Annotated in this window: 30 protein-coding genes; 13 read left to right on the top strand and 17 right to left on the bottom strand. The window is 69.6% G+C overall.

Going from position 1 to position 25,270, the window contains the following annotated elements:
- Positions 1 to 124: 124 nt before the first annotated feature.
- From QMG86_RS13695 to QMG86_RS13685, 3 genes are all read left to right on the top strand, one after another.
- Positions 125 to 2,224 (top strand): tetratricopeptide repeat protein, encoded by a 2,100-nt coding sequence (locus tag QMG86_RS13695; RefSeq protein WP_281879910.1) that lies wholly within the window; start codon positions 125 to 127, stop codon positions 2,222 to 2,224.
- A 278-nt stretch (positions 2,225 to 2,502) separates the two neighbouring features.
- Positions 2,503 to 3,315 carry a 23S ribosomal RNA methyltransferase Erm gene (gene erm / locus QMG86_RS13690; RefSeq protein WP_281879909.1) on the top strand — a complete coding sequence of 271 codons (813 nt, stop codon included), beginning with the start codon at positions 2,503 to 2,505 and terminating at the stop codon, positions 3,313 to 3,315.
- Between the two features lie 67 nt (positions 3,316 to 3,382).
- Positions 3,383 to 4,546, top strand: a complete 1,164-nt coding sequence (locus QMG86_RS13685; protein ID WP_281879908.1) for a lactate 2-monooxygenase — start codon at positions 3,383 to 3,385, stop codon at positions 4,544 to 4,546.
- 93 nt (positions 4,547 to 4,639) lie between these two features.
- Here QMG86_RS13685 and thpD read toward each other — a convergent pair whose 3' ends face one another.
- From thpD to QMG86_RS13650, 7 genes are all read right to left on the bottom strand, one after another.
- Positions 4,640 to 5,545, bottom strand: coding sequence for an ectoine hydroxylase (gene thpD / locus QMG86_RS13680; protein WP_281879907.1), 906 nt, complete (start codon positions 5,543 to 5,545; stop codon positions 4,640 to 4,642).
- 8 nt (positions 5,546 to 5,553) lie between these two features.
- Positions 5,554 to 5,952, bottom strand: coding sequence for an ectoine synthase (locus QMG86_RS13675; RefSeq protein ID WP_281879906.1), 399 nt, complete (start codon positions 5,950 to 5,952; stop codon positions 5,554 to 5,556).
- Complete coding sequence (gene ectB / locus QMG86_RS13670) at positions 5,949 to 7,226, bottom strand: diaminobutyrate--2-oxoglutarate transaminase (protein ID WP_281879905.1); 1,278 nt, start codon at positions 7,224 to 7,226, stop codon at positions 5,949 to 5,951. The genes QMG86_RS13675 and ectB overlap by 4 nt, the downstream gene beginning before the upstream one ends.
- Positions 7,223 to 7,681, bottom strand: coding sequence for a diaminobutyrate acetyltransferase (gene ectA / locus QMG86_RS13665; protein ID WP_228829656.1), 459 nt, complete (start codon positions 7,679 to 7,681; stop codon positions 7,223 to 7,225). The genes ectB and ectA overlap by 4 nt, the downstream gene beginning before the upstream one ends.
- 227 nt (positions 7,682 to 7,908) lie before the next feature.
- The gene (locus QMG86_RS13660; RefSeq protein ID WP_281879904.1) at positions 7,909 to 8,928 is read right to left on the bottom strand and encodes a sensor histidine kinase; all 1,020 of its coding nucleotides are present in this window, start codon (positions 8,926 to 8,928) and stop codon (positions 7,909 to 7,911) included.
- 55 nt (positions 8,929 to 8,983) lie between these two features.
- A complete protein-coding gene (locus QMG86_RS13655) occupies positions 8,984 to 9,694 on the bottom strand; it encodes a response regulator transcription factor (RefSeq protein WP_281879903.1) in 711 nt (236 codons plus the stop codon).
- Between the two features lie 446 nt (positions 9,695 to 10,140).
- On the bottom strand, positions 10,141 to 10,488 hold the full coding sequence (locus QMG86_RS13650; RefSeq protein ID WP_281879901.1) for a hypothetical protein: 348 nt from the start codon (positions 10,486 to 10,488) through the stop codon (positions 10,141 to 10,143).
- Between the two features lie 204 nt (positions 10,489 to 10,692).
- Here QMG86_RS13650 and QMG86_RS13645 point away from each other — a divergent pair, with 204 nt between their 5' ends.
- A complete protein-coding gene (locus QMG86_RS13645) occupies positions 10,693 to 10,989 on the top strand; it encodes a hypothetical protein (RefSeq protein WP_281879900.1) in 297 nt (98 codons plus the stop codon).
- A gap of 11 nt (positions 10,990 to 11,000) precedes the next feature.
- Here QMG86_RS13645 and QMG86_RS13640 read toward each other — a convergent pair whose 3' ends face one another.
- The 4 genes from QMG86_RS13640 to QMG86_RS13625 all read right to left on the bottom strand — a co-directional run bounded on the left by QMG86_RS13640 (position 11,001) and on the right by QMG86_RS13625 (position 13,561).
- Positions 11,001 to 11,786 carry an RNA polymerase sigma factor SigF gene (locus tag QMG86_RS13640; protein WP_281879899.1) on the bottom strand — a complete coding sequence of 262 codons (786 nt, stop codon included), beginning with the start codon at positions 11,784 to 11,786 and terminating at the stop codon, positions 11,001 to 11,003.
- Positions 11,776 to 12,153: an ATP-binding protein gene (locus QMG86_RS13635; protein WP_350356386.1), complete on the bottom strand. Its 378-nt coding sequence runs from the start codon at positions 12,151 to 12,153 to the stop codon at positions 11,776 to 11,778. The genes QMG86_RS13640 and QMG86_RS13635 overlap by 11 nt, the downstream gene beginning before the upstream one ends.
- Positions 12,154 to 12,371: 218 nt before the next feature.
- Positions 12,372 to 13,055: a PAS and ANTAR domain-containing protein gene (locus QMG86_RS13630; RefSeq protein WP_281879897.1), complete on the bottom strand. Its 684-nt coding sequence runs from the start codon at positions 13,053 to 13,055 to the stop codon at positions 12,372 to 12,374.
- 92 nt (positions 13,056 to 13,147) lie between these two features.
- Entirely contained in the window at positions 13,148 to 13,561 is a 414-nt protein-coding gene (locus tag QMG86_RS13625) for an STAS domain-containing protein (RefSeq protein WP_281879896.1), read from the bottom strand.
- A gap of 391 nt (positions 13,562 to 13,952) precedes the next feature.
- Between QMG86_RS13625 and QMG86_RS13620 the strand changes: the two genes are divergently transcribed.
- A complete protein-coding gene (locus tag QMG86_RS13620; protein WP_434086178.1) occupies positions 13,953 to 15,164 on the top strand; it encodes a glycosyltransferase in 1,212 nt (403 codons plus the stop codon).
- A gap of 23 nt (positions 15,165 to 15,187) precedes the next feature.
- Here QMG86_RS13620 and QMG86_RS13615 read toward each other — a convergent pair whose 3' ends face one another.
- Both QMG86_RS13615 and QMG86_RS13610 read right to left on the bottom strand, forming a co-directional pair.
- Positions 15,188 to 15,700, bottom strand: coding sequence for a DUF6328 family protein (locus QMG86_RS13615; protein WP_281879892.1), 513 nt, complete (start codon positions 15,698 to 15,700; stop codon positions 15,188 to 15,190).
- A complete protein-coding gene (locus QMG86_RS13610) occupies positions 15,687 to 16,112 on the bottom strand; it encodes a ChaB family protein (RefSeq protein WP_281879891.1) in 426 nt (141 codons plus the stop codon). The genes QMG86_RS13615 and QMG86_RS13610 overlap by 14 nt, the downstream gene beginning before the upstream one ends.
- Positions 16,113 to 16,254: 142 nt before the next feature.
- Here QMG86_RS13610 and QMG86_RS13605 point away from each other — a divergent pair, with 142 nt between their 5' ends.
- The 3 genes from QMG86_RS13605 to QMG86_RS13595 are packed head-to-tail and all read left to right on the top strand — an operon-like array spanning position 16,255 to position 17,813.
- Positions 16,255 to 16,818, top strand: coding sequence for a nucleotidyltransferase family protein (locus tag QMG86_RS13605; protein ID WP_281879890.1), 564 nt, complete (start codon positions 16,255 to 16,257; stop codon positions 16,816 to 16,818).
- Positions 16,819 to 17,088 (top strand): BON domain-containing protein, encoded by a 270-nt coding sequence (locus tag QMG86_RS13600; RefSeq protein ID WP_201297986.1) that lies wholly within the window; start codon positions 16,819 to 16,821, stop codon positions 17,086 to 17,088.
- 5 nt (positions 17,089 to 17,093) lie between these two features.
- On the top strand, positions 17,094 to 17,813 hold the full coding sequence (locus tag QMG86_RS13595) for a metallophosphoesterase family protein (protein WP_281879888.1): 720 nt from the start codon (positions 17,094 to 17,096) through the stop codon (positions 17,811 to 17,813).
- A 12-nt stretch (positions 17,814 to 17,825) separates the two neighbouring features.
- Here QMG86_RS13595 and QMG86_RS13590 read toward each other — a convergent pair whose 3' ends face one another.
- Complete coding sequence (locus QMG86_RS13590) at positions 17,826 to 18,245, bottom strand: CBS domain-containing protein (RefSeq protein WP_159840585.1); 420 nt, start codon at positions 18,243 to 18,245, stop codon at positions 17,826 to 17,828.
- Between the two features lie 192 nt (positions 18,246 to 18,437).
- On the opposite strand from QMG86_RS13590, the gene QMG86_RS13585 reads away from it, so the two are divergent.
- The 5 genes from QMG86_RS13585 (at position 18,438) to QMG86_RS13565 (ending at position 22,455) form a co-directional block, all read left to right on the top strand.
- Entirely contained in the window at positions 18,438 to 18,779 is a 342-nt protein-coding gene (locus QMG86_RS13585; RefSeq protein WP_281879886.1) for a hypothetical protein, read from the top strand.
- A gap of 68 nt (positions 18,780 to 18,847) precedes the next feature.
- Positions 18,848 to 19,306 (top strand): hypothetical protein, encoded by a 459-nt coding sequence (locus QMG86_RS13580; RefSeq protein WP_281879885.1) that lies wholly within the window; start codon positions 18,848 to 18,850, stop codon positions 19,304 to 19,306.
- The gene (locus QMG86_RS13575; protein WP_281879884.1) at positions 19,303 to 19,620 is read left to right on the top strand and encodes a hypothetical protein; all 318 of its coding nucleotides are present in this window, start codon (positions 19,303 to 19,305) and stop codon (positions 19,618 to 19,620) included. The genes QMG86_RS13580 and QMG86_RS13575 overlap by 4 nt, the downstream gene beginning before the upstream one ends.
- Before the next feature lie 344 nt (positions 19,621 to 19,964).
- Complete coding sequence (locus QMG86_RS13570; RefSeq protein ID WP_281879883.1) at positions 19,965 to 20,900, top strand: glycosyltransferase family 9 protein; 936 nt, start codon at positions 19,965 to 19,967, stop codon at positions 20,898 to 20,900.
- A gap of 52 nt (positions 20,901 to 20,952) precedes the next feature.
- A complete protein-coding gene (locus QMG86_RS13565) occupies positions 20,953 to 22,455 on the top strand; it encodes an FAD-dependent oxidoreductase (RefSeq protein ID WP_281879881.1) in 1,503 nt (500 codons plus the stop codon).
- Between the two features lie 22 nt (positions 22,456 to 22,477).
- Here the strand turns inward: QMG86_RS13565 and QMG86_RS13560 are convergent, their stop codons facing one another.
- The 3 genes from QMG86_RS13560 to QMG86_RS13550 are packed head-to-tail and all read right to left on the bottom strand — an operon-like array spanning position 22,478 to position 24,993.
- Positions 22,478 to 23,005, bottom strand: coding sequence for an AAA family ATPase (locus QMG86_RS13560; RefSeq protein WP_281879879.1), 528 nt, complete (start codon positions 23,003 to 23,005; stop codon positions 22,478 to 22,480).
- A gap of 54 nt (positions 23,006 to 23,059) precedes the next feature.
- A complete protein-coding gene (locus QMG86_RS13555; RefSeq protein WP_281879877.1) occupies positions 23,060 to 23,920 on the bottom strand; it encodes an SDR family oxidoreductase in 861 nt (286 codons plus the stop codon).
- 35 nt (positions 23,921 to 23,955) lie between these two features.
- Positions 23,956 to 24,993 carry a PP2C family protein-serine/threonine phosphatase gene (locus QMG86_RS13550; protein ID WP_281879875.1) on the bottom strand — a complete coding sequence of 346 codons (1,038 nt, stop codon included), beginning with the start codon at positions 24,991 to 24,993 and terminating at the stop codon, positions 23,956 to 23,958.
- Positions 24,994 to 25,270 lie beyond the last annotated feature (277 nt).

Here is a 25,270-nt window from a genome sequence, read left to right as displayed (position 1 = left end):
GCTCGGGGCGTTACCTACCGCCAGGGGATTGCGGCGCAGTTCCGGTTCGCGGCGAGTACGGTATACCCCGCTGCCCGGCGCGGGGGCGGCGGCAGGGATCGGGTGGAAAGGCAGGCGCGCGACAGTGAACGAGCGGTATTCGTCGTGGGCTGCCCGGAATACGCCCGAAGAGCTGCCGCTGGCCGCGCGTTACCAGAGCGCGGATCCGATTCTCTGGCACGGCAGCATGGTCTACCCGATGTACACCGAGCAGGTCGGCCCAGCCCCCACCACCGTCGCCTTGACGATGATCTCGGCGGCGCCGCCTGCCGGGCTGCGCGGGCTCGGGATGGGGCTGTCGGTCGTCGACGGCTATCTCGACCTGCACGGACGTTCGCTCGCCGGAGTCGACGCGTGGAGCGACGCGCTGGCCGCGGGCGTCAGCTTCGCCGTCACGCCCACCGCGCCGGTGACCCTGGTGACCCTGACCCCGGTCTGGGTGGACGAATTCGGCACACAGAAGTCCTGGGCGGGCAACTACGGCATCGTCGTCGAGCACCAGCCCAACGGTCGCGTCGTGCTGTGGTGCAGCATCGGCGAGGGACCGCCGAACTTCGCGAACTTGGTCGTGGAGCTGTCCACCGCTCCCACACCCCTTCCGCCGGAGGCGCCGGCCCCCGCCGCGCCCGCGAGGGCTCCGATCGGCATGAGCCCGCTCGGCCCGCGTTCCTCCGCTTCCGCGGGTCCACCCACCGCGCCGACCATGCCGGTTCCGCGAATCGACGCCGGCTCGCCTGTGACCGCATCCGCGGCACCGACGGAGCGGCCTGCCGCCGAACCGTCCGCGTCCGCGGGTGCGGTGAACGGCCGACTGAGCCAGAGCCCGCAGCCTCGACACTCCGGCAACCTTTTCGTGAACGTGCAGTCGTCTCGGGCAGCACGGCCCGTTCCGGAAACTCCGCGCACAGTTCTCGGAGACCGGGCTCCGAACGACACACTCGCAGCGCCGAGCCCGTTCGCCGGACACTCCGCAACGGACGCCGCGCACGATGTGCCCGACCCATTCGCCACCGGCGCCCCGGTCGAAGCGGAGCGCGTCGCGCCTCCGCCGGCCCCGCTTGTCCCGTCCGCACAGGCCGAAGTACCTTCCCGAAGATTCGATCACCATCCCCGGACCGCGCACGAGAGATCGACGGCGGACTCGTACGGCACGTTCGGACCGCCGGTCGCGCACACGCATCCGCCCGAAGACCCAGCACGCTCCATCACCGCCCTATCGATCAGCGACGCACCGCCTGGCCCCGACTTTTCGCCACCGCCTCGGCCCGTGCCGAATGCCGGTCGCACCGAATCCAACCCGCTATCAGCAAACCCCTGGACCGCAGCGGACGCGTATCACGCACTCGACCCCACCGGCAGACACCCGCAACCCCAGGCGGAGACTTCGCCCTCGCATTCCAGGCCTGGACCGGCAGACCCGCACGGCATGCAAGCTATCCCGGGGTCTGCCGCTACCCCACCCCCGGCAGAGCAGCCGGGCACCGATTCCAGTCCGCTGGTCACGGATTCCTGGACCGCGGCCGACGCGTATCACGCATTCGACCCCACCGGCACACACCCGCAACCCCGAGCCGAGACTTCGCCTCCCGATTCCCGTGCCGCGCCGGTGGAGCAGCACCTCGCCCCTGCGGCGTCCGCCCTCGGCGGACAGGTTTCGCACCCACCCGCAGCGGACGCACCCGCGCGTGAACCCGGTCCGGCCGTCGCGAACACCCGCCCCGCGGCGAGTACACCGATGACACCGCCGAGTCTCGACGTTTCCACCGCACCGGCTCCCGACGGCTTTCCGCAGCGCGCCCAACGATCCGCGACGGTCGATGCCCCGCGCCCGAGCAAGTCCAGTCAGTCGGGCGATCCCGGGTTTCGCGGTGCGCTCTACGACCTGGGTGTCGCGATGTACCGCCGGGGCGAGGAAGAACAGGCGTGCGGATTGTGGGCCCAGGCTTCCGAGGCCGGACACGCCGGCGCCGCCTACGAGCTGGGCATGGTGCGCCTGCGCCGCGGCGATCCGGTCGGAGCCGAATCCTGGTGGCGCACCGCCGCCGACCGCCGCGAGCCGCGCGCCATCGCCGAACTCGCCGATCTGCTCGACCAGCTCGGCAAGCACGCGGAGGCCAAGTCCTGGCGGACCTTCGCCGCCGAGCTGCAGGATCCGGACGTGGTGGATCAGCCGACGTCCCGCTGAGCCCGAAAAGAACTGGCACCCGGCTGCGCGCCTGTCGTACGGTGCCGGACATGGGTGGCAATCCTGGCATGAACGGAGCGTGCGCGGCCGGCGCGTATTACATCCGGCTGCGTACGGAGGCCTGGCCCGCGCCGGCGCACCGTATCGCTCCGATCTGCTGAATCGTTCGAGCGGAATCCGCATCGGCGGCCGGTAGCGGCCGCCGAACTCTTCGTGCCCCGGCATGGGTCCAGGCGAATCGACCTTCCCGATTCGACCACTCCGTTCGGAGGACACCCATGTCCCGCCATCGTTCCCTGCCGCGCGCCCGCAGCCGTGGGAGCCGTCCCGCGACCACGCGGAAACTGCTGTCGCAGAACTTCCTCTCCGATGCCGGCGTCGCCCGGCTGATCGTGCACGCCTCGGGCGTCACCGCCGACGACCTCGTCCTCGAAGTCGGACCCGGTGACGGCATGCTGACCAGGCGATTGCTCGACGCGGGCAGCCGCGTTCACGCCTACGAGAAGGACCCGCGTTATGCGGCGCTGCTGGGTCGCCGGTACGCGGACGACCCGCGAATAGCCGTGCAGCACCGCGATTTCCGCACGGTGCGCCCGCCACGGGAGCCGTTCGCGGTCGTGGCCAACGTGCCGTTCGCCATCACGACCGACATCGTGCGCTGGTGCCTGGCCGCGCGCTGGCTCACCTCCGCCACCCTGCTCACCCAACTCGAGTTCGCGCGCAAGCACTCCGGCGACTACGGCCGGTGGACCAAACTCACCGTCGGCCACTGGCCCACGACGGCGATCGAATCGGGCGCGCGCGTCGGCAGGCACAGCTTCCATCCGGTGCCGCGAGTCGACGCCGCGATTCTGCGGTTGCGTAACCGGCCCGCTCCGCTGCTGCCGCGCGAGTGGATCGGTGATTATCGCAGGCTGGTCGAGCTCGGTTTCTCCGGTGCCGGGGGCAGCGTGGCAGCGTCGTTGCGGCGGGAATTCCCCGCCCGTGCCGTCCACCGCGCATGCGGCGCGGCAGGCATCCCGCTCGATCAGCCGGTCGGACTCGTCTCCCCCGATCGCTGGTTGACGCTGTACCGCGCGTTGCGCGCCTGATCGGAACGGTACTTGCTACACGAACGTATCGGATACATTCATGCATCGAGACGAGGACAGGAGCAGCGTGACCAACTTCGGCGACTACCAGAACGAGATCTACTTCCAAGGGCTCGGCGGCGTGCTGCCGGATTTCCCGATGACGTACGCCGAGCTGGAAGCGAAGGCTCGAGCGGCCCTGCCACCGAGCATCTGGTCGTATGTGGCGGGCGGGGCCGGCGACGAGCTCACCCAGCGGTCCAATGTGACGGCTTTCGAGAAACTGGGCCTGGTCCCCCGCATGCTGCGCACGAGCAAGACTCGCGACCTGTCCATCCAGCTGTTCGGGATGACGCTGCCGACGCCGGTCTTTCTGGCTCCGGTCGGCGTAATCGGCTTGTGCGCCCAGGACGGGCACGGCGACATCGCCACGGCGAAGGCCGCAGCCCGCACCGGCGTCCCCATGATCGCCTCCACCCTCACGGTGGATCCGCTGGAGGAGGTGGCGGCGGAGTTCGGCGACACCCCGGGCATGTTCCAGCTCTACACCCCCACCAACCGAGACCTCGCGCAAAGCCTGGTCCGGCGGGCCGAGGCCGCGGGCTTCAAGGCCATCGTGGTCACCTTGGACACCTGGGTGCCCGGCTGGCGCCCGCGCGATCTGGCGGTCTCCAATTTCCCCCAACTGCGCGGGCACTGCCTGGCCAACTACTTCAGCGATCCGGTGTTCCGCGGCCTGCTGGCCAGTCCGCCCGAGCAGGACCCGAAAACCGCCATCCTGACCTGGATCTCACTGTTCGGTAACGCGTTGACCTGGGACGATCTGGCGTGGCTCCGGTCACTGACCGACCTGCCGCTCGTGCTGAAGGGCATTTGTCATCCCGACGACGCGCGGCGCGCCAAGGACGCGGGCGTCGACGGCATCTACTGCTCAAATCACGGCGGCAGGCAGGCCAATGGGGGCATCCCGGCGATCGAGCATCTGCCGGAGGTGGTGGCGGCCGCCGACGGCCTGCCCGTGCTGTTCGACTCCGGCATCCGCACCGGCGCCGACATCGTCAAAGCGCTGGCGCTCGGCGCGACGGCCGTGGGGATCGGCCGTCCCTATCCCTACGGACTCGCCCTGGGCGGCGTCGACGGCCTCGTGCACGTGGTGCGGTCGCTGCTCGCCGAGGCGGATCTGCTGATGGCGGTGGACGGGTACCCGTCGATCGCCGACCTCGGGCCGGAGGCGATCCGGCGGCTGGTCTGACCTCCGCGCAGAGCCCGGGAGGCCATGCGAAACGCCCCGCGCGTGCGGCTCGCCCGAGAGGTGGGCGAGCCGCACGCGCGGGGCGGCGCTCGATCAGTCCGGCAGCGGCGTGAAATCGCGGCTGCCGATGTACTCCGGTCGCGGCGCGGGCGCGGCGAACGGTTCGAGGAGCGTGTTGTGCACGCTGTTGAACACCACGAAGATGTTCGACCGCGGGAACGGCGTGATGTTGTTCGACGACCCGTGCATCAGGTTCGAGTCGAACAGCAGCGCCGAGCCCGCCCGGCCGGTGAACTGGCTGATTCCGTACCGGTTCGCGAGCGCGGTGATGTCGTCGGTCGTCGGCACGCCGATCTCCTGCTCCTGCAACGACTCCCGATAGTGCTCGGCCGGAGTGCTGCCCAGGCACGGCACGAAGGTGTGGTGCGAGCCCGGCATCACCATGAGGCTGCCGTTGATCGGGTAGTTGTCGGTGAGCGCGATCGACAGGCTCACCGCACGCGGCGCGGGCATGCCGTCTTCGGCGTGCCAGGTTTCGAAATCGGAGTGCCAGTAGAAACCGGTGCCGCGAAAACCGGGCATGTAGTTCACCCGGCTCTGGTGCACGTACACCTTCGATCCCAGTACCTGCTCGGCGAGCCCGAGCACCCGTGGCTGACGCACCAGGTCGGCGATCGCCTCGCTCAGCTTGTGCACTTCGAAGACCGAACGCACCCGGTTCGACGACTTCTCCACGATGACGCGGTCGTCGTCTCGCAGCGCGGGATCGTTCGCCAGCCTGGTGATCTCGCCGCTGTACTCGGCCACCTCGGCGGGCGTGAGCAGCTGGTCCAGGATGGCGAACCCGTCGGCGTCGAACGAGGCGAGTTCCGGGCTCTCGATCTCCCCCCACACCGCGGGGTCGGCGCGCTCCAAGTGCGGAGCGGGCCCGCCGAGACGGGTCGGGTAACGATCGTAGCGAGCCGTCTCGGGCCGGGTTTCGGTGTGCTGCAGAACCATTGGAGCTCTCATCCTCCGATCGTCGCGGCGACCAGCGGGTAGACGCCGTTGCTGTCGTGAACCTCCTGCCCGGTGACCGGCGGATTGAACACGCACATCATCCGCATCGTGGTGCGGACCTCCAAGCGGTGCCGTTCGTGTCCGTCGAGCAGGTACATCGAGCCGGGGGCCAGCTCGTAGGTGACGCCGTTGTCCAGGTCGGTCAGCGTGCCCTCGCCCTCGACGAGCCACACGGCCTCCACATGGTGCACATAGTGGAACTCGTGCACGGTTCCGGCGTCGATGGTGGTCTCGTGGAAGGAGAAGCCGACGCCGTCGCCGCCGAGGACGATGCGCTTGCTGCGCCAGCCCGCACCCGCCACGTCGCGCTCGGTGCCGGTGATCTCCGCGGTGGTGCGCACGATCATGCGATCGCCCCCATTCCGCCGCACGCCGACTCGACGGCGCCGGTGAGGATCTGCAAGCCCTGGTCTAGCTCCTGGTCGGTGACCGTCAGCGGCGGCAGCAGCTTCACCACCTCGTCGGTGGAACCGGACGTCTCCACCAGCAGTCCGCGCTCGAAGGCGATCTGGCAGACCTTGCCCGCCTGCGAGGGATCGTCGAACACCACGCCTTGCACGAGGCCGCGTCCGCGCGTCGAGACACCGGGGAAGTATTCGGCCAGCTCCCCGAGAGTCCGCGCGATCTTCTCGCCCTTGGCCTGCGTCGCCGTCTGCAGGGCGTCGTCGGACCAGTAGTGGCGCAGCGCGGTCGTCGCGGTGACGAACGCGGGATTGTTGCCGCGGAAGGTGCCGTTGTGCTCACCCGGCGACCACTCGTCCAGCTCCGGCTTGAACAGCACCAACGCCATCGGCAGGCCGTAGCCGCCGATCGACTTCGACAGCGTCACGATGTCGGGGGTGATGCCTGCGATCTCGAAGGAGAAGAACGGCCCGGTGCGGCCGCAGCCCATCTGGACGTCGTCGACGATCAACAGGATTTCCCGCTCCGCGCACAGACCGGCGAGGTGCCGCAGCCACTCGGCGCGGGCGACGTTGACGCCGCCTTCGCCCTGCACCGTCTCCACGATCACCGCGGCCGGGCGGTCGAAACCGGACGACGTGTCGTCGAGCACCTTCGACATCCACTGGAAGTCGGCGGTGGTGCCGTCGAAGTAGCCGTCGTAGGGCATGTGCGCGGCGTGCACCAACGGCACACCGGCGCCGGCGCGCTTGGCGGCGTTGCCGGTGACCGACAGCGCGCCGAGAGTCATGCCGTGGAAAGCGTTGGTGAAGCTGACGATGGTCTCGCGACCGGTGACCTTGCGCGCCAGCTTGAGCGCGGCCTCGACCGCGTTGGCGCCGGTGGGGCCGGGGAACTGGACCTTGTAGTCGAGGCCGCGCGGAGTGAAGACGGTGTCGCGCAACGTCTCCAGCAATTCCCGCTTGGCAGCGGTCGACATGTCCAGGCCGTGGGTGATGCCGTCGCTCGCGATATAGTCCAGCAGCGCGCGCTTGAGCACGTCGTTGTTGTGGCCGTAGTTCAGCGCACCGGCGCCGGCGAAGAAGTCGAGGTAGTCCTTGCCTTCCTCGTCGCGCAGCCAGCTGCCCTTCGCCGTGGTGAACACGGTGGGCCAGGCACGGCAATAACCGCGCACATTCGACTCCAGGCTCTCGAAAACAGTGGTGTCGGCGTTGATCATCGGTGATCCTCCTCGGTGGTGCGGGCGGTCGGGGCGATGCGATACAGGTCTTCGGGTGCGTGGCTGTCGGGGAAGACGCCGGCGTCGAACAAGGGGCGCTTGGTCAGATCGGCGCCGCGCGCCTGCGCCACCGACGTGAACAGCGCGATGGAACCGGCGTTGTCCGGCGAGATTGTCGTTTCGAGAACCGAAACGCCCTGAGCCGCAACACTGTTGAGCAACGTGTGCAGCAGTTCGGCGCCGATGCCGCGGCCGCGCTGCGAGCGGTCCACCGCGATCTGCCAGACGAACACGGTGTCGGGCGCCTGCGGGCGGACGAATCCGATCACGTATCCCACGACGCGGCCGTCCAGTTCGGCGACCACCGATGTCCCGGCGAAATCCCGGCACCACAACAGGTACGCGTAGCTCGAATTGACATCGAGCACTGCGGAATCCTTCGCGATACGCCACATCGGAGCACCATCACCCAAGCGAGGCGTGCGCAGGACCACGGCCGGTCCGGTTTCCTTCCGAGACGGGGTGGCCCCGAGAGCGGCCGCGGCGTTGCCGACACGGGATCGCTCGATCTCCGCTGGGGACAGGGTTGGCAGTGACATACGACTCCCTCGTCGATCAGCAGTACTTTTCCAGGCTTACGAAGCGACTTTGAGGTGAACCAGTCGACTTCTTTACGGTCGTATTACGGATTGATGTCGCCGAGCCGGGGCAGCCGCACGACGAATCGCGCGCCCCCGCCCGGTCGTTCGGTGCAGTGCACCCGGCCGCCGTGGGTGGCGACCGTCTCGGCGACCAGGGCAAGGCCGATGCCCGTCCCCTCGGTCGAGCGGCGGCCGCTGCGAGCGGTCGCGAAGCGTTCGAAGATCCGGTCCCGGTCCGCGGGCGGTACGCCGGGGCCGGCGTCGTCGACGGTGAGCACCGCGTCGGTGCCGTCGCGGTCCACGGTGACCGCGACAACGCCGCCGCCGTGCCGGTCGGCGTTGTGCAGCACGTTGGCCACCGCGCGCTCGAGTTCCACCTTGCGGCCGCGCACGGTGACGTCCTGACGCACCGTGAGCAGCTCGCCCGGGTAGTGGCGGTCGGCCAGGGTGTGGACCAGCAGGTCGCGCACCGACAGCGGCTCGGCGTCGCCGTGGTGCATCCCCGCTTCCACTCGCGCCAGGGCGAGCAGGTCGTCCAGCAATTTGCGCAGGTGGTCGACCTCGGCGGTGACCAAGCCGAGTGCTCGCTGGGAACGCTCCGGCAGATCGCCCCGGTGCCGGTTGAGTACGTCGACGCTCGCCATCAGGGTGGTCAACGGGGTACGCAACTCGTGGCTGACATCGCCGAAGAGCCGGTGCTCCCGCTCGATACGCCGTTGCAGCGAGTCCACCATGGTGTTGAACGACCCGACGGTGATCGCGAGATCCTGGTCACCCGTGGCGGGCAACCGCTGGCCGAGATCACCGGAAGCGATCCGCGCGGCCGTGCCCGCGAGCTGGTGCAGCGGGGTCAGCACCCGCCTGCTCGCCCACCAGCCGACCGCCGCCCCGATCAGGGTGACCACGCCGGCGCATCCGATCAGCACGTTGCGCAGCAGGTCCAGATCGGCGTTGAGATCGCCCGGCGACTGTGCTTCCAAGTAGCTGCGGCTGATCAGGAACACCGAAACGACCAGTACCAGCGACATCAGCGCGGCGATGGTCGCGAAAGCGGCGGTCACCCGGGCGCGGAGGCTCCAGGCGTTCGGATTCCAGCGTTCGGCGTGTGCGCAGCGTTCAGCGGCGCACATCGAGTCGGTAGCCGAGCCCGCGCACCGTCACCACGATGCGCGGATCGGACGGATCCCGTTCGATCTTCGTGCGCAAACGACGCATGTGCACGTCCACGATGCGTTCGTCGCCGAAGAATCCGCGGTCCCAAACGCGCTCGAGCAGCACCGTACGGCTGAGCACACGGCCCGGTGACTCGGCGAGCTCACAGAGCAAACGGAACTCGGTGAGCGTGAGCCGGATCTCCTCGTCGCCGCGGCGCACCACGCCACTGTCCTGAGCGAGCACCAGCGGAGCCGTGTCGTCGGCCTCGAGTACCATCTCCTGCGGCGTCTCCCGCTCGGCGGTCAGCCGGGAGCGGCGGCGCACCGCGCGCATGCGGGCGGTGATCTCCTTGATCTCGAACGGCTTGGTCACGAAATCGTCGGCCCCCGCCTCGAGCGCGGCCACCACGTCGTGGGTGTCGTCGCGGGCGCTGACCACGATGATCGGGACGTCGTGATCGCGGCGGATCTCCCGGATACATTCGAATCCGTCCATGCCGCCGAGCATCAAATCGACGATCATCACGTCCGGAACGCCATTGCTAGGCAGATGGGTGAGCGCGTCCTCGGCTTCCTCCGCCTCGTCGACGTCGTATCCCTCGTCCTCCATAGCGAGCCGTAACGCACCACGGACCCGGTCGTCGTCTTCCACGATCATCAGGTTTGCGCTCAAGACCTTATCCCTTGCAGACATGCGAAAGCGCGTCACGATGCGGACTACCGCATCCCCATACCGACGCGACCTTCCGCTTTTCGAGCAACCTTTGCTCGGCTACGAGTACCCCTGTGCCCGGCCGGTAAACGTCCGGCAGACCGATCCGGGGTCTCTTGGTCGTTCCATCGACGCTATACGCCCGGCCGATTCTGCGGTGCAAGGGGGCGATGGCGCAGTACGAGTTCCGCGTGCCGCAGGCGGGGTACCGGAACGGAAACGCCTACGAAAAACGCTGAGCAGCAATTCTTTTCGTTTCCATCACCGAACGGAACGAGACAAGCGGCGACAGCGAGGTCGCGGATGGAACGCGCGGCTGCGTCGTGCCGTGCGTCACATGAGCAGGATGCGCCGGTTACGTGGATCCGACGGTGACCGGCCTCACGGTGGCGCCAGCGGCCCGCCGGCTACCGCGGCGGTTCCAATCGGTTGAAATTGCTCGGCGGACGGTCGGCGCTCGGCTCCTGATACCAGAAGCGCAGATTTCTCGCGTCGAAGGTGGCGAACCACTCGTCCCAGCCCACCCGACGCAGTACCGCCCCGCCGTATCCGGGGAAGTCGAACCGCAGCACTCCGAGCCGTCCGTCGTGCTCGCTGCCCGGCACGGTCGCGGGCCGAGCGCCCCGCTGCGCGGCCCAGCGACGGATGACGTCGTGATTCCTGGTGACGGCAATCCCGCGAGACTGGGGCGACGCCCCTGACCCACCCGGTCCGAACCGCGGAATCCGGGAGCCTGGGCGGCGCTGGTCGGTCATGACGAGCTCCTCGAGCCATCGGCATCTGTTGTCCGGTTCTTGTCTGACTACCCGCCGGTCATCGTCGGCAAACTGGTCGGCCGAACCACACCCGGCGCGAGCGCGGACCCGGTTCGCGCCGCGATCGGTGGGTAACCGGCCGATGATCGGACCGGACGAGCGAAAACACCCGCTGGCCGATCGCTCGAACGAGAAGGAGTTGGCATGTCCAGTGACAGCGCGGCACAGCCGGTCCCGCCCACACCCGAGCCGGACCCGGTGCCGCCGATCCCAGAACCGGATCCGGTGCCGCCGATTCCCGAGCCGGACCCCATTCCGGACCCGAATCCCATTCCCCCGGAACCTGATCCGCATCCGTTGCCGCCGGTTCCCGGCCCCGCGCCCCGCCCTCCGATACCCGGCCCCGCCCCGGTGCCTCCGGTGCCGGACCCCAGCCGCCCTACACCGGACCCGGGCCTGCCGGGACCGTCGCCGGATCCCGCTCCGCCGAATCCGGTGTAGGCGACCCGCGCTCAGTCCCGCAGCGCCTGCTCGCGCAGCGAGTTCAGCGTCCGGGAAAGAATGCGGGAGACGTGCATCTGGGAGACCCCGAGCCGCTCGGCGATCTGGTTCTGCGTCAACGACTCGAAGAACCGCATGACCAGCACCTGACGCTCGCGCTCCGGCAGCTCGCCGAGCAGCGGCTCGACCGCCATCACGTCCTCGACCAGGTGGTAGGACGGCTCTTCGGCGCCGAGGCTGTCCAGCAGCGGCTGCGCGGCACTCTCGGCGTCCTCGCCCGCGACCGCGTCGATGGACGAGGACTGGTAGGCGTTGCCCGCGATCAGCGCCTGGGTCACCTCGACCAGGTCGACCCCCAGCTCCGCGGCGATCTCCCTGGCTCGGGGCATCCGGCCCAGCCGCTGCGACAGCGTCTCGACGGTCGGACCGATGCTCAGCTGGATCTCCTTGGTCCGGCGCGGCACCCGCACGGCCCAGGTGTTGTCCCGGAAATGCCGCCGGACCTCGCCCATGATGGTGGGGACGGCGAAAGACAGGAACGACGACCCGCGCGTCACGTCGAAACGGTCGGCTGCCTGCACCAAGCCGAGACGCGCGACTTGCAGCAGATCATCGAAGTTCTCCCCGCGCCCGGAGAACTTCCTGGCGATGTGCTCGGCCAGGGGCAGGCACCGCTCGATCAGCTCCTGACGCATCGCGTCGCGGCGCGCGTCCCCGGGTTCCAGCGCGGCGATCTTCTCGAAAAGCGGCTCGATGTTGTCGTAGGTGTCCCCGCGCCCCCTCGGCTCACTCGCCATTCGGGGCACCCCGCACCCAGCTGAAGTCGATCACTGTCGGATACCCGCCCAGCACGCTGTCGTAGGAGCCTTGCGCGGCGGCGATCGAGTCGGTCAGCGTGCGCACGATGTGCCAGCCGAGCCCGGCGTGGCCGACCACCGACTCGGTGACCGCGACCGACGAGACGTGCACGAACATCTTGTCGGTGTCGTAGGTGAACTCACAGTCGATCATCGAGCCGGGCGCGGCGTCGAGAATGAGCGAGGTCGCCACCTCGTCGAGCGCGAGCCGGATGTCGGTCACCTCATCGAGGGCGAAGTCGGCGATGAGGGCGACGGTCTCGGCGAGCGCGCGCAGCATGGTCAGCTGCTCCAGCTGGGCGGGCACTCGCACACCGACGGTCGTCGTGTCGGTAAAGGATCGGGAAGTCCACTCCCCCATTTGCCCATCACCACCTTGTCCTCACAGCCACTCCACTGTGGCCTGCACATCGCCGCGGGTTCTCCTGGCGGCCGAAACACCGCGGGCACCGCGGACTGTGGAGCAGATATACGCCGCGTTCCTCGTCCGAGGACGTACCCGCCGAGGCTGGATCGAAACGCCGGTCAGTCGCCGTCGATGCGCTCGTGCGCGGTGAGCAGCAGGTGGTCGAACTCCGTCCGCAGCGCGGCGGGGACACGCGTCAGGCCGGGCAGATCGGCCACCAGCCGGGCGGCCAGCCTGCGCAGCTTGACGTTGGTTTCCTGCGACCGCCAGCTCAGCACCCGGAACGCCTGCTCGGGTCCGATGCCGTAAATCAGCATGAGCGCGCCCTTCGCCTGCTCGATCACGGCTCGGGCGGCGTACAGCTCGGGCAGGGCGCCGTCCAGCGTCTCCTGCCGGTGTTCGGCGAGTGTGTCGGTGACATCGATGTAGTAGCCGGAGGTGCCGACGACGCGCTCCTCCTCGTCGACCATGCGATCGGCGACGAGGATCACGTGATGCACGGCGCCTTCGGTATCGATGATGCGATGCCGGCTGGAGAACGGTTCCGCGTCGGCGATCGACCGCGCCAGGGCGCTGGCCACCGCTTCGCGATCTTCCGGGTGCTTGTGCGTCAGCAATAGCTCCGTCGTCGGCGTCACCGCCCCCGGCGCGTAGCCGTGCATCGACGCGACCTCGTCCGACCATTCCCATCGCCGGTCGGCGAACCAGAACCGGAAACTGCCCACACTCTGCGGCGTTCCCGAACCGATCACTCGGTCCAGCGCCCGGGCTTCCTCGGGCTGGACCGACCTGCTATCACTCACCGCAGAAGTATCCGATGCCGGTGCACCCGGTGTGACCGGATCGGCAGCGGTCACACCGCGAGCAGGGGCTTCGGGGCGCCGCGCCCTTCAGCTCAGGCGTCCAGGGCTGCCCGCATGGAGGAGTAGCTGGGGAACAACGACCGCACGCCGGTCACCTCTAGTGCGCGCTCCACTCCCGGTCCGCCCGCCACGATCCGCAGATCCGGACGACCGACCCCGTCCCTACGCAGGCCACCGAGCCGCACGGCCGCGCGCAGACTCAAGAACCGCGCCGCCCGCAGATCGATCACCACGGCATCGCACGGTGACTGCAACGCACGGTCGACCGTCTCGAAGAACTCGGCCGACACGGCGGCGTCCAACTCGCCTTCGACACGGACCACCACGCATTCCCGGCGGCGATCCACCCGCTGCGCCCACAACCGGTTGTCCCGACGACGTCCCGGTCCCGAACCATTGAGATGCACGCCCTCGGCGTGCTCCCGTAGCAGAGAAATGGCAGACAAGTCGAACCTCCCGTGTAGGGGGTATCCAGTCCTCCGTGGCGGGCCGGGGACGAAGGCGGCGCGAGCGCGAATCGGTTGCCGTGCCGTCCCATCGACCGGCTGCGCCGAATGCGTCGAACCGGGGTCGGCTGTGATCTCAACCTCCCTACAGTGTGGCACGGTCCACCCGTTCCCGACAGCGTTCGGTAGGAGAACGTGACCCGCCGCCGGAGCGCCCGTCACCGGCACAAACCGACCGTTCGGCTGGGGATATTGCCGCTGACGTGGGGTTTCATCGATCCGCCTCGGGGCATATCCCCGACATATCCCACACGTCACGCGATGCCGGTCGTAGGGCAACCGCGCGGATTCGCGCGGCCGGAGGGTGCCCGCGACGAGAACGGAGCACCCGGTGAAGATTGCCATGGTTTCCGAAGATGCCAGCCCCCTCGCCGAAGGGAGCCCCGCCGACGGAGGCGGCCGCGGCACCTACGTAGCCGAATTGTCGGCGGCGTACGCGCGCCGCGGCCACGAGGTCACCGTCTACACCCGGCGCATCAGTCCACGCGCGTCGGCCGAACTGCTCGCCGAAGGCGGCTACCGCGTGGTGCACGTCGCGGCCGGACCGCCCGCTCCGCTACCGAGCGACCGGACCCTGCCCTATCTCGGGGACTTCGGCACGGGCCTGCGGCGGCACTGGGCCGCCGAACGACCGGACATCACGCACGCGCACTACTGGAAGTCCGGGCTCGCCGCCGAGCTGGCCGCCCGCGCGCACGGCATCCCGGTGGTGCTGACCTTCCACGGCCTCGGCACCGTGCAGCGGCGCTGCGAAGGCCTGGCCGACCCGAGCCCGCGCTCACGCATCCGGTTCGAGCGGCTCATCGCGACGCGAGCGGCCCACGTGGTGGCGACCTGCTCCGACGAGATCGCCGACCTGACCAGGATGGGCGTGCCGCGTTTCCGGACCTCGATCGTGCCGCACGGGGTCGACCTCACCCTGTTCACCCCGGAAGGCGCCGCGGCCGACCGGCATGCCACGCACCGATTGCTCGCCGCCGGAGAGCTGGTGCGGCGCAGCGGATTCGACCCGGTGATCAAGGCACTGGCGGACCTCCCGGACACGGAACTGGTGATCGTGGGCGGCCCGTCCGCCGACGACGAAGACGACACCGAAGGCCGCAGACTGCGCCGCCTCGCCTCGGAACACGGTGTGCGCGAACGACTCCGGCTGACCGGACCGGTGACGCGACCGGCGCTGCCGCGGCTGTACCGCTCCGCGGACGTCGTGCTCTGCACGCCGTGGTACGAACCGTTCGGGCGGGTGGCGCTGGAGGCGATGGCCTGCGGGAAACCGGTGATCGCCACGCCCGTCGGCGGTCTGCTGGATACCGTGGTGGACGGCGTCACCGGGCGCTTCGTCGCCCCACCCGAAGCCGACGCTATCGCGCGGGCCGTGCGTCCATTGCTCGCCGACGCGACCCTGCGCGACACGTGGGGCGCCGCAGGCTATCAGCGTGCCGCGGGCCGGAACTCCTGGGACCGGGTCGCGGCGGAGATACTCAGCGCCTACCACCGTGGCGCCCCCGCTCACGCGGGCGAGGTCGTCTCCTGGGCCCGGTGACCCGGGGGCGGCGGTGGGTCAGGTCAGTAGTGGTCGGCGCGGACGTCCTCGGAGGCGCTGCGCCAGCGCCACGGCGCGACCAGCCAGGTCGCCGTGAACAGCGCGACACTCGCGACGCCGGACGCCACCGCCGCGGCCGTCCCGGTGACGTAGTCGACGACGAGGACCACCGCGCCGATCAGCGCCAGCCCCAGCAGTGCGACGCCCGCCATCGCGCAGCGGTGTGCCGCGGAGACGACATTGCCCAGCCGGTGCCTGCGGAACAGGATCCGATGCCAGGACACCGGCGCGATCAGGAACACCGTCGCCCCCAGCACGGCGGCCAGCGTGGCCAGGTAGAGCGCTCGCATGCCGGGTGAGAGCGTGCCGAACGACGCCTGGAACGGCAACACCAGCAGCGCCCCGAACAGGAACTGCACGCCGGTCTGCACGACACGCAATTCCTGCACCAGGCTGCTCCAGTTGCGGTCCAGTCGTTCGAGTTCGGTCTCGCCCCGCGCGCGGCGCGCCCACGCGCCGTCGTCAGCTTCGGGCACGCGCTGCCTCCCGGCGATTGCGTTTCTTGATCGCCTCGACGAGTTCGTCCTTGGTCATCCGCGAGCGGCCGGAGATGTCCAACCGCCGGGCGATGCCGAGCAGATGCTCTTTCGAAGCGTTCGCATCCACGCCTTCGGCGGTCTCGCCCTTCGCGTTCGGGCCACGCTGCGCGGCGCGCTCGTCGGAGGGACCGCGCCGGGCTTTCGGCTCCCAATGGTCGCCGACCTTCTCGTAGCTGTGTTTCAGCGCGGCGTAGGCCACCCGATGGGCGCGCTGCTCGTCGCCGTCGTACTGTTCGAGCGCGGCGTCGTGCGCCTCGGCGAAGGTGCGCTGCGCCTTCTCGTCCGACCGCTCCAGCGTGCTGGGCAACTCGGATTTCTTCACGTCGCCGCGTGCTGTCGTCTTGGGCATGTGCCGCTCCTTTCGCGTCCCGAGGCCCGCGGTCCGAAGAGGTCCGAAAGCCCGGTGCCGGCGCATGCGGGCCCTCCGGATATCCGGACGCATACCCGGTGAAACGTCGATTAACCCGGTGTCCGCCGGGTACCACCGCTGCATGGCCGTTACCACCGATCAGCTGCTGCATGCGCTCACCCGCACGGTGAACGCGCTGGCGGCGACAGATATCCGATTCGCGGTGGCGGGCGGCTGCGCGGTCTACGCCCGTGGCGGCCCTGCCTCCCAGCACGACGTCGACATCTTCGTCAAACCCGAGGACAGCGGGCGGGCGATCCATACACTGGCCCGGGCGGGCCTGCGGGTATGCGACCCGCCGGAGAACTGGTTGCGCAAGGTTTACGCCGACGACATCCTCGTCGACGTCATCCACCGTCCGAACGACCGCGACGTCACCGACGACCTGCTCGACCGGGCCACCGAGATGCGGATCGGGCCGGCCAAGGCCCCCGTGATCAGCGGCACCGACCTGATGGTGGACAAGATGCTCGTCTTCGACGCGCACCGCCTGGATCTGAGCCCGATCCTGCACATCGCACGGGACTTGCGTGAACAGGTGGACTGGGAAATGGTGCGCGAACAGACCAAGGCGTCGCCCTACGCGCGGGCGTTCATGGGCCTGCTGGACGATCTCGGCATCACCCGCACCGGAAAGGTGGAATAGATGGAGCAGCCGCAATACCTGGTCGCACGGTTGCGCCGGGCGCTGGCCGAGGACCCCCGCACCGCCGAACTCGGTGTGCAGGTGACCATCCGCGGCGACGTCGTGGTGCTCTGCGGCGAGGTGAGCAGCGAGAACTGCAAGCAACAGATGGAAACCGTAGTGCACGAGCAGCTTCCGCACGCACGGATCCACAACGACGTCCATGTCACCCGTCCCACGGCCCCCGTCGAGACCGAGACGCTGGAGCCGGACGGATCCGAAAGGAGTTGAGCCGCATGCGGATAGCCGCGGTCGGTGATGTACATCTCGGCGTGGATTCGCGCGGGCAGTGGCGGCCGGCGCTGGCGGGCCTCGACGAGCGGGCCGACGTGCTCCTGCTGGCGGGCGATCTGACCCGCCACGGCAGCGCCGACGAAGGGAGGGTGGTCGCGGAGGAGTTCGCCGACCTGGGCGTGCCGGTCGTCGCCGTCCTGGGCAATCACGACTATCACGGCGACGCCGAACACGAGATCACCGCCGCGCTGACCGACCACGGCATCACCGTCCTGGAAGGGGCCTCGGTGACTTTGAACGTCGACGGAAGCACCCTCGGGGTCGCCGGCACGAAAGGCTTCGGCGGTGGATTCGCGGGCAAGTGCGCGAGCGTCTTCGGTGAACCCCTGATGCGCGAATTCGCCGGTCATACCGTAGACGTGGCCGCCGCGCTCGGCTCCGCGCTCGATGCGTTGGACACCGACATCACCATCGCGCTCACGCACTACTCCCCGATCAGCGACACGCTCCACGGCGAGCCGAGGGAGATCTATCCGTTCCTCGGCTCCTACCTGCTCGGCGAGGCGATCGACGAACACGGCGCCGACCTGGCCCTGCACGGTCACGCGCACGCGGGAACCGAACGCGGCACCACTCCGGGCGGCATCCGGGTGCGCAATGTCGCCCAGCCGGTGATCCGAGCGGCCTACGCGGTCTACGACATGCACCCGGCCGCGGTCTGAGGAGCGCCGGACTCAGAAGTCGGTCGAGATAGCCTCCACGGTGCTTCCCGACTGGGTGTTGTCGACGGCGGTGGCGACGTCGGCCTGCGCGATGATGCCGACCAGCCGGCCCTGCTCCAGCACCGGTACGCGGCGTACCTGATGCTGTGACATCACCGACATCACCTTGCGCACGTCGTCGTCGGCTTCGACGGTGACCAATTCCGTGCCCCCGAGCTCGCCCGCGTCGACGCCGAGCGGGTCCTTGCGCTGGGCGATCACCTTGACGACGATGTCGCGATCGGTGAGCATTCCCTTCAGTTTGTCGTCCTCGCCGCAGATGGGCAGGGCGCCGACATTCAATTCCGCCATCCGCTGTGCGGCCGCGACAACCGTGTCGCTGGAGCGGACGCATTCCACGTTCGGGGTCATGATGTCCCGTGCTGTTGTCATCGTGGTCCTCCTGGGACTTCTACGGGTTCGAGCGGCCCGGATCGGGCGGCTCGCTGACGTCGTACCCGCGTTTCGGATCCGCTAACGCGGGCATCCGAGCGGTATGCCGCCCCGGATGGCCCGGCCGCAACGTTCCGGGCCCCGGGCGGCACGCGCACCGAAATCGTTGCCGCTCAGCAGAAAGGACATCCGATGCTGCCAGCACCGAACGAGCCGACCGCGGGATCCGGCGCCGGAGAGCAGCACGCACCCCGGACCCACACGTTTCCGGACGACACCCGTACCAACCGCAGCCACGCCGGAGAGTCCATCGAGGACGCCCGCAACTGGCCCGGCATCATCCTGGTCGCGGTGGGCATCGTGGCCATGGCGCTCACGCTGACCGCCGCCGGATACGGATTCGCGGGCTGGGCGGTGATCGCGGGGGTCGTCAGCGGCGTGTGCATCGTCGCGGGCGTCCTCGTCATCATCGCCGAGCACCGCAGGGTCAAGGCGCGGGAAGGCAGGCGGCTGCGCGACGCCGCCGGTCACTGATCGACGCCAACCGATCGCGGTACGGCCGGCCGAGGAAACGCGGCTTCGACTCCCAGGAGAAGGAAAGAATGACAAACCAGCCCAACCGGCCCTTGGGCCGCTTCGCCCTGCTCGCCGGGACGTTGGCGGCGAGTTCGGTGATCGCGGCGTGTTCCGGTGACGACGCCGGTTCGGCGGCGGACACACCCGAGCCCGCGACCGTTTCGATCACCATGCCGGGCCCCTCCAGTTCCCAGGTCCCGAACACCGACCAGATCACCCCCGAGGCGGCAAAGCAGCTGTGCGACATGATGCGCGCCGATATCGACACATGGCGCGGACAGGGCGCCACCCTCGCCAAAGTGACGTTCAACGGCACCGTGCACAACTGGGCCGCCCGGAACGGTGGCCTGAACGACGTGGTCGTCACCGATCGGAACACGGTCGACGCCATCACCACGCAAACCTGCCCGGATGTCCGTGAGCAGGCCGTCCAGGCGCTCGACGTGCCGGATCTGGCCTCGGCGCTGGCGGGGTTCGGGCGATGAGCGCCGCGGGCCGAATGGGCTTCGCCGTGCTGGCCACGCTGGCGGTGTGCGCGGCGGGGTGTGGCGACGAGCCGGAGAAGATCGTGAACAAGGGCGGCGACACGCCGTGCAACGAATACGTCGCCCAGGATCCGGATAAACAGCGCATCACCACCGAGAAGTTCCTCGAACAGGAACGCGAGGGCGACGGCACGCCCGACGCCAGGACGGTCGACGCCGCGATCGCGGCGATCAAGCTGATGTGCGCGGCGCAGGCCAACCCGGATACCCCGATCCGGAAGGCCGACCTCACCGGCATTTTCGTGCCGAAGTAGCCGGATGGGCTCCTGGAAGCCGATGTGGTGCTCCCCGGTTTCGAACCGGGCATGCCGGGCATTTCAGGAGGTAGCAAGAACCGCTCGTTCGATTTGCGAATGCCGCTTCCGCCGTGGTGTCCAGGCGCCGAAACCCGGCGGGAGTGCCGCCGTTATCCGTGCGCACCCCTCGACAACGGCGTCGAGGGCCGCAGCGGACGGCGGGCTTCGAGACAGGTCTGCGGGGTCCGGCGCGGATTCCGCGAACCGACTCGAAGCTTTGTGGCACACCCGCCCCGGGCCGCCGACGATGTCGGCCCGGGCGGCGGGGCCGTGCCGTTCGCGCCACATGGAGAGGCATTTTCGTGACTGTCCTGCTCGCCTTGCGCGCACACGGGCTGCGGGAGCTGTTGACGGCGATTCCCGCCCTGCGCGCGCTGCACGACGTCCGCCCCCCACACCGGCTCGTCCTCGCGGCGCCGGGATGGCTGCGTCCCGTCGTGGAACTGGCCGACTGCGTCGATGAACTTCACGCCACCCCGATCGCGGGCGGGCTGCGCTGGAACGCGCCGCCGCCGTCCTTCGCGATCAATCTGCACGACGCCGGAACCGACAGTATCCGCGCGCTGCTGGCGACCGATCCGGATCGAACGATCACCTACCGGCACAAGGATTTTCCGCGGGTACCGGGCCCGCTGTTCGAGCCCGAACTGCACGAGACCGTGCGGTGGTGCCGACTGGTGGAATGGGCGGGTATCCCGGCCGACCCGGCCCGCCTGGACATCACACCGCCGCCGGAGAGCACCGGCGAGCGACGATCCATCGTCGTCTACCCGGGCGGTACGCCTGCTCGGCGCTGGCCCGCCGAGCGATTCGCGGCAGTCGCGGCCGGCCTGCGCGAATGGGGATGCCCCGTGCGTATCGTCGGCAGCGCCGCGGATCGTCCACTCACACGCAGCGTCGCCGCACAGGCCGGATTGCCCGAGAACAGTGTGCTGGCAGGCGAACTCACGCTGCGACAGCTCGCGGTGACGGTGGCCGACGCGGCCCTGGTGCTCAGCGGCGACACCGGTGTGGGACATCTGGCCACGGCGTTCGGCACGCCGTCGGTGCTGATCTTCGGCCCCGAAGCGCCCGCGGTCTGGGGACCGCCACCGGAGCGCGCCGCCCATGTCGCCTTGTGGGCCGGACACGCCGGTGATCCACGCTCCGATACGCCCGCGCCCGGCTTGACGATGATCAGCGCCGCCGAAGTGCTCGCCGCCGCCGATCGGCAGCTCACCAGCCAGGTGCGCGTATGAACAGCGGGCCGGACGGGCGTTTCACCCCGTTGAGACCGGCTATCTCGGGCTTATGACGTCCCTATGGTTGCACGGCGCGCAGGTTCCCGCGCGGTTGCGGTTGACGCCGGGATCGCGCTTCGACACGGTGGTGATCGGCGGCGGGCTCACCGGACTGGTGACCGCACTGCTGCTGGTCGAGAACGGCGTCGAAGTGGCCGTGGTCGAAGGCAGGCGCGTCGGTGCGGGAACGACCGGCGCCACGACCGGGAAAGTCAGCCTGCTGCAGGGGACTCGGGCCCAGCAGATCGCCAAACATCACTCCGACGATGTACTGCGCGACTACGTGGCGGCGAATCAGGCAGGGCAGGATTGGCTGCTGGGTTTCTGCGCCGCTCACGGCGTCGCCGTGGAGCGAGCCGCGGCGTTGACCTACGCGCAGAACGACGAGGAGATGTCCGCGGTGCGCGCGGAATACGCCGCGACGCAGAAAGCGGGTCTGCCCACCGAACTGCTCCGTGACCTCGACGTCCCCTTCCCCGCACGCGGTGCGGTGCGCCTGGCGGATCAGGCCCAACTCGATCCGATGGCGGTGCTGGCCGCACTGGCGGCCGACGTGGAGTCGCACGGCGCCCCGATCTACGAATCCACCCTGGTCCGCGGCGTGCACCACGGCGGCGGTGAGCTCGTCGTCTCCACCGAGCACGGCGACCTCGGCGCGCGCCGGGTGGTGCTGGCCACCGGGACACCGATCCTCGATCGCGGCGGGTTCTTCGCCCGCCTCACGCCGCAACGCTCCTATCTGGCGGCGTTCAGCCTGGACCGCCCAGCTCCGCGCGATATGTACATCAGCGCGGGGAGCCCGACCCGTTCCCTGCGTCGCGCGCAGGGACCCGACGGGGAGCTGCTGCTGGTCGGCGGCAACGGCCACGTCGTCGGCCGCGGCGGATCGACCCGCGAGAAGGTCGAGGAGCTGGTGAGCTGGACGAGAACCTGGTTTCCCGGCGCCGAACCGACCCACCGCTGGTCGGCTCAGGACTATTCCCCCGTCGGTGAACTGCCCTACGTGGGTCCGGTGCTGCCGGGTCAGAACGACATACAGCTGGCCACCGGCTACGCCAAATGGGGTCTCACCAACGGTGTGGCCGCCGCCATCGCGCTGGCCGGACGACTCACCGGAGCGCCACCCCGCTGGGCGGGCGCGCTGGCGAGCTGGCGTCCGGACGAGCTCAAAGCGCTCCCCACGGCCACGAAACTCAACGGCGCCGTGGCGCAGAAACTCTCCGCGGGCTGGTTGCGGATCGCCATTCGGCACGACGGCGCCGCTCCGGCCGAGGACTGCGGCACGGTGCTGCGCGAGGGCTTGCATCCCACCGCCGTCTGCACGGTGGACGGCGTCACCAACCGGGTCTCCGCGGTGTGCCCGCACCTGTACGGCATCGTCAGCTGGAACGACGCCGAACGCACCTGGGACTGCCCGCTGCACGGCTCGCGCTTCGCCGCCGACGGCACGCTGCTCGAGGGCCCGGCCACCAGTTCGCTCACTCCCCTGCAGGTGCCGGGCGATACCCGCTGAGCGGAGCCCGACCGCGGGCGCGTCACTCCGTCAGCGGCCCGGCCTCGGCGAGAATTCGATCGACCGTCTGCTCGACCGTCAGATCCGAGGTGTCGACCCAGAGGCCGATGCGGGGCGTGGTCTCGCGCAGCACCTCGTCCAGCCCGGCGACGGTGAATTCGTCGTAGGCGTCCTTGCCACGCGCGGCCTCGCGTGCGAGGACCACTTCCGGGCGCGGCGCCAGCACGACGACGTACAGCGGTCGGGTGACGATCAGATCGGCCAGCCACGGCAGGAATTCGCCGAGTACGACGTCCTGCAGCACGACCGTGAACCCGGCGTCGGCGTAGGCGTCGGCCGTCGCGGCGGCCAGGCTGTGCCGCAACCGCAGCTGGGCCAGCGCCTCGGGCGACGGAGCGGCGCTCATCTCCGCACGCCCGTTGACGACGAAACGGCGGAACACGTCTCCACGCACGTGCACCGAGCGCGGCAGCCGTTCGGCCAGCGCCTGCGCGACGGTCGATTTGCCCGCGGCCTGGATGCCGGTGATCAAGTAGACAGCCGATGCCATGACCACGATCATGGCCGGTCGCGGCCCGGCCCCCGCCATCGGCCCTGCCGCGTCTCAGCTCGCGGCGGCGCCTGCCTTCTGCTCGACGTAGCGATTCATCGCCCAGTTCAACCCACGCATCGCGACGTTGTACGCGGGCGGGAAATAGCGCTGCGCCCAGAAACCGACGCGAATATCCGGCGAGGTGAACACCAGATAGCGATTGCGCTCGACACCGCGCACGATCGAGCGCGCCGCCGCCTCCGGCGTGACCGCGTGCCGCATGAACAGCGCGACGCCTTGCTGCACCGCTTCAGCCGTGCGGTCGACGCCCGCGATGTCCACACGGTCGACCATGGGCGTGGCCATCGCGCCCGGGCACACCAGGCTCACGCCGATGCGGTGACGCGCCAAGTCGAAGCGCAGCACCTCCGACACACCGCGCAGACCGAATTTGCTCGCGCTGTAGGGCGCGTGCCACGGCAGGCCGAACAGGCCCGCCGCCGAGGACACGTTCACCAAGTGGCCGCCGCGTCCGGCCGCGATCATCGGCGGAACGAACGCTTCGATCACGTGGATGGGACCCATGAGGTCGATGTCGATGGTGCGCCGCCATTGGTCGTGCGTCAGCCGGTCGACGGTGCCCCAGGTGGCGATGCCGGCCACGTTCATGACGATGTCGACGCTGCCGACCGCGTCGTGCGCCTGAGCCGCCAGCGCGACGACCTGATCGTAATCACCGACATCGGCCGCCTCGGCCAGGTGTACGGTGGCGCCCGCGGCGCCCGCGTCGGCGGCCGTGCGCGCCAGTCCCTCGGCGGCGATGTCGGTCAGCACGAGCGCGGCACCCTTTTCCGCCGCCGCGAGTGCCGTGCTACGACCGAGACCGCTGGCGGCGCCGGTGATCAGACAGGTTTTGCCGGCGAACTTCGTCATAGTCGACGACCATACGCAACCATGAACACCGCTGTCTATGGAACCGGCGAAGCGCTCTCCCACGGCACGGGCGCCAATGCGACCGTGATGTTGTCACCGCCGCCGCAACGCAACGCGAACTGCGCCAGTGCGCGCGCCGCCGCCGCGGGCGACGCCCCCGCCACGTGCTGGGCCAGCGCAGACGGGGAAGGCGAGTAGTTCCACAATCCGTCCGAGCACAGCAGCAGCATTCCCGGACCCGACACGCGCACGGTCCGCACGCAATTGTCCGCCCACGGCTTGGGCGGGCTGTCCGCGCCGAGCCAGCGGATCAGCGTGTGCGCGCGAGGGTCGGCCATCGCCGCGCGCTCGTCCATCGCGCCCGCGTCGACGAGCGCCTGAGCCCACGAGTCGTCGACGGTCAACCGCTGGGCGGGCTCGTCGCCCGGTCGTCCGCCCTCGGTCGCGGGCAGCCAATAGGCCCGGCTGTCACCGACATTGGCCACGGTGACCTCGGTCTGGTCGCCGTGGTGGGAGACGATGGCGGACACGTAGGTGCACGAGGGCGCCGGGCCGTCGGGAACGTCGACGTCGCGGACCGCCTGCGCCGCGGCCGCCAGCCCGGCCATGACGGCGTCGGTCGCGGGCAGGCCGGAGGCGAGTGCCTCGGCGGTGGCGCCGACGCCCGCCCGGACGGCCGCGCCGGAGGCCACCTGCGGGCGCGACGAGGTCGACACTCCGTCGCTGACCGCGATCACGACGGTCGTGGCCACCCCGGTCGCCGCGCCGTCGAGCACCCCGGCCGCGACGGCGTCCTCGTTGCGCGCGTGGACGATGCCGCGGTCGGTGAGCACCGCGACCGCGCCGAGATCGGTGTCGAAGCGATCCGGCATCGTCCGGGACCGGCCGCACTGCGCGCAGTGCCCCGCGGCGTCGAATCGGTCGCCCCCGCAGTCGACGCACGGCGATGGATCGTCAGCGGGCAGCGCGACGTACCGATAACCGAGTTCCAGACCGCAGGACCCGCACCGCGGGCCGTCGAGTCCGACCGCCGAGCATCCGGCGCAGCGTAGGTCGGCGCCTTCGTCGCTCATCGAACGGCTCCCACGGCCGACGGCGCCGCGGCGCCCGCCGGCGCGGAATGCTCCGGAAGTCGTTGGCCCAACCGTAACCACAGTGGCTCGTTGCTGGTGCGAACTTCCACACCCTCCTCCTTCATCTCCCCGGCAGGCCGACTCCGATCGCGATAGTACGGGAGCGTTCCGGCGGACGATCCCAGCGCTGGATCGACCCGTCCGCTGCCCGCAGCACGATAGCCGACCGTCTGCCCGCTTCCGCATGACGTGCGATCCTCCGTCGGCGCGGACGCGG

It is taken from the genome of Nocardia sputorum, assembly GCF_027924405.1.
GTDB classification, from domain to species: Bacteria; Actinomycetota; Actinomycetes; order Mycobacteriales; family Mycobacteriaceae; genus Nocardia; species Nocardia sputorum.
The sequence above is the reverse complement of the archived record's forward strand: the minus strand, read 5'-3'. Positions and strand labels throughout refer to the sequence as shown.

What these genes read in the sequence shown, in the direction of transcription:
- QMG86_RS13575 (WP_281879884.1), top strand. Translation starts at nt 19,303, where the DNA reads ATGAGCGCCGCGGGCCGAATGGGCTTCGCCGTGCTGGCCACGCTGGCG.
- QMG86_RS13550 (WP_281879875.1), bottom strand. Translation starts at nt 24,993, where the DNA reads ATGAGCGACGAAGGCGCCGACCTACGCTGCGCCGGATGCTCGGCGGTC.
- QMG86_RS13585 (WP_281879886.1), top strand. Translation starts at nt 18,438, where the DNA reads ATGCTGCCAGCACCGAACGAGCCGACCGCGGGATCCGGCGCCGGAGAG.
- QMG86_RS13580 (WP_281879885.1), top strand. Translation starts at nt 18,848, where the DNA reads ATGACAAACCAGCCCAACCGGCCCTTGGGCCGCTTCGCCCTGCTCGCC.
- QMG86_RS13605 (WP_281879890.1), top strand. Translation starts at nt 16,255, where the DNA reads ATGGCCGTTACCACCGATCAGCTGCTGCATGCGCTCACCCGCACGGTG.
- QMG86_RS13560 (WP_281879879.1), bottom strand. Translation starts at nt 23,005, where the DNA reads ATGGCATCGGCTGTCTACTTGATCACCGGCATCCAGGCCGCGGGCAAA.
- QMG86_RS13590 (WP_159840585.1), bottom strand. Translation starts at nt 18,245, where the DNA reads ATGACAACAGCACGGGACATCATGACCCCGAACGTGGAATGCGTCCGC.
- QMG86_RS13600 (WP_201297986.1), top strand. Translation starts at nt 16,819, where the DNA reads ATGGAGCAGCCGCAATACCTGGTCGCACGGTTGCGCCGGGCGCTGGCC.
- erm (WP_281879909.1), top strand. Translation starts at nt 2,503, where the DNA reads ATGTCCCGCCATCGTTCCCTGCCGCGCGCCCGCAGCCGTGGGAGCCGT.
- QMG86_RS13650 (WP_281879901.1), bottom strand. Translation starts at nt 10,488, where the DNA reads ATGACCGACCAGCGCCGCCCAGGCTCCCGGATTCCGCGGTTCGGACCG.
- ectB (WP_281879905.1), bottom strand. Translation starts at nt 7,226, where the DNA reads ATGATCAACGCCGACACCACTGTTTTCGAGAGCCTGGAGTCGAATGTG.
- QMG86_RS13555 (WP_281879877.1), bottom strand. Translation starts at nt 23,920, where the DNA reads ATGACGAAGTTCGCCGGCAAAACCTGTCTGATCACCGGCGCCGCCAGC.
- QMG86_RS13595 (WP_281879888.1), top strand. Translation starts at nt 17,094, where the DNA reads ATGCGGATAGCCGCGGTCGGTGATGTACATCTCGGCGTGGATTCGCGC.
- QMG86_RS13675 (WP_281879906.1), bottom strand. Translation starts at nt 5,952, where the DNA reads ATGATCGTGCGCACCACCGCGGAGATCACCGGCACCGAGCGCGACGTG.
- QMG86_RS13645 (WP_281879900.1), top strand. Translation starts at nt 10,693, where the DNA reads ATGTCCAGTGACAGCGCGGCACAGCCGGTCCCGCCCACACCCGAGCCG.
- QMG86_RS13640 (WP_281879899.1), bottom strand. Translation starts at nt 11,786, where the DNA reads ATGGCGAGTGAGCCGAGGGGGCGCGGGGACACCTACGACAACATCGAG.
- thpD (WP_281879907.1), bottom strand. Translation starts at nt 5,545, where the DNA reads ATGGTTCTGCAGCACACCGAAACCCGGCCCGAGACGGCTCGCTACGAT.
- QMG86_RS13610 (WP_281879891.1), bottom strand. Translation starts at nt 16,112, where the DNA reads ATGCCCAAGACGACAGCACGCGGCGACGTGAAGAAATCCGAGTTGCCC.
- ectA (WP_228829656.1), bottom strand. Translation starts at nt 7,681, where the DNA reads ATGTGGCGTATCGCGAAGGATTCCGCAGTGCTCGATGTCAATTCGAGC.
- QMG86_RS13565 (WP_281879881.1), top strand. Translation starts at nt 20,953, where the DNA reads ATGACGTCCCTATGGTTGCACGGCGCGCAGGTTCCCGCGCGGTTGCGG.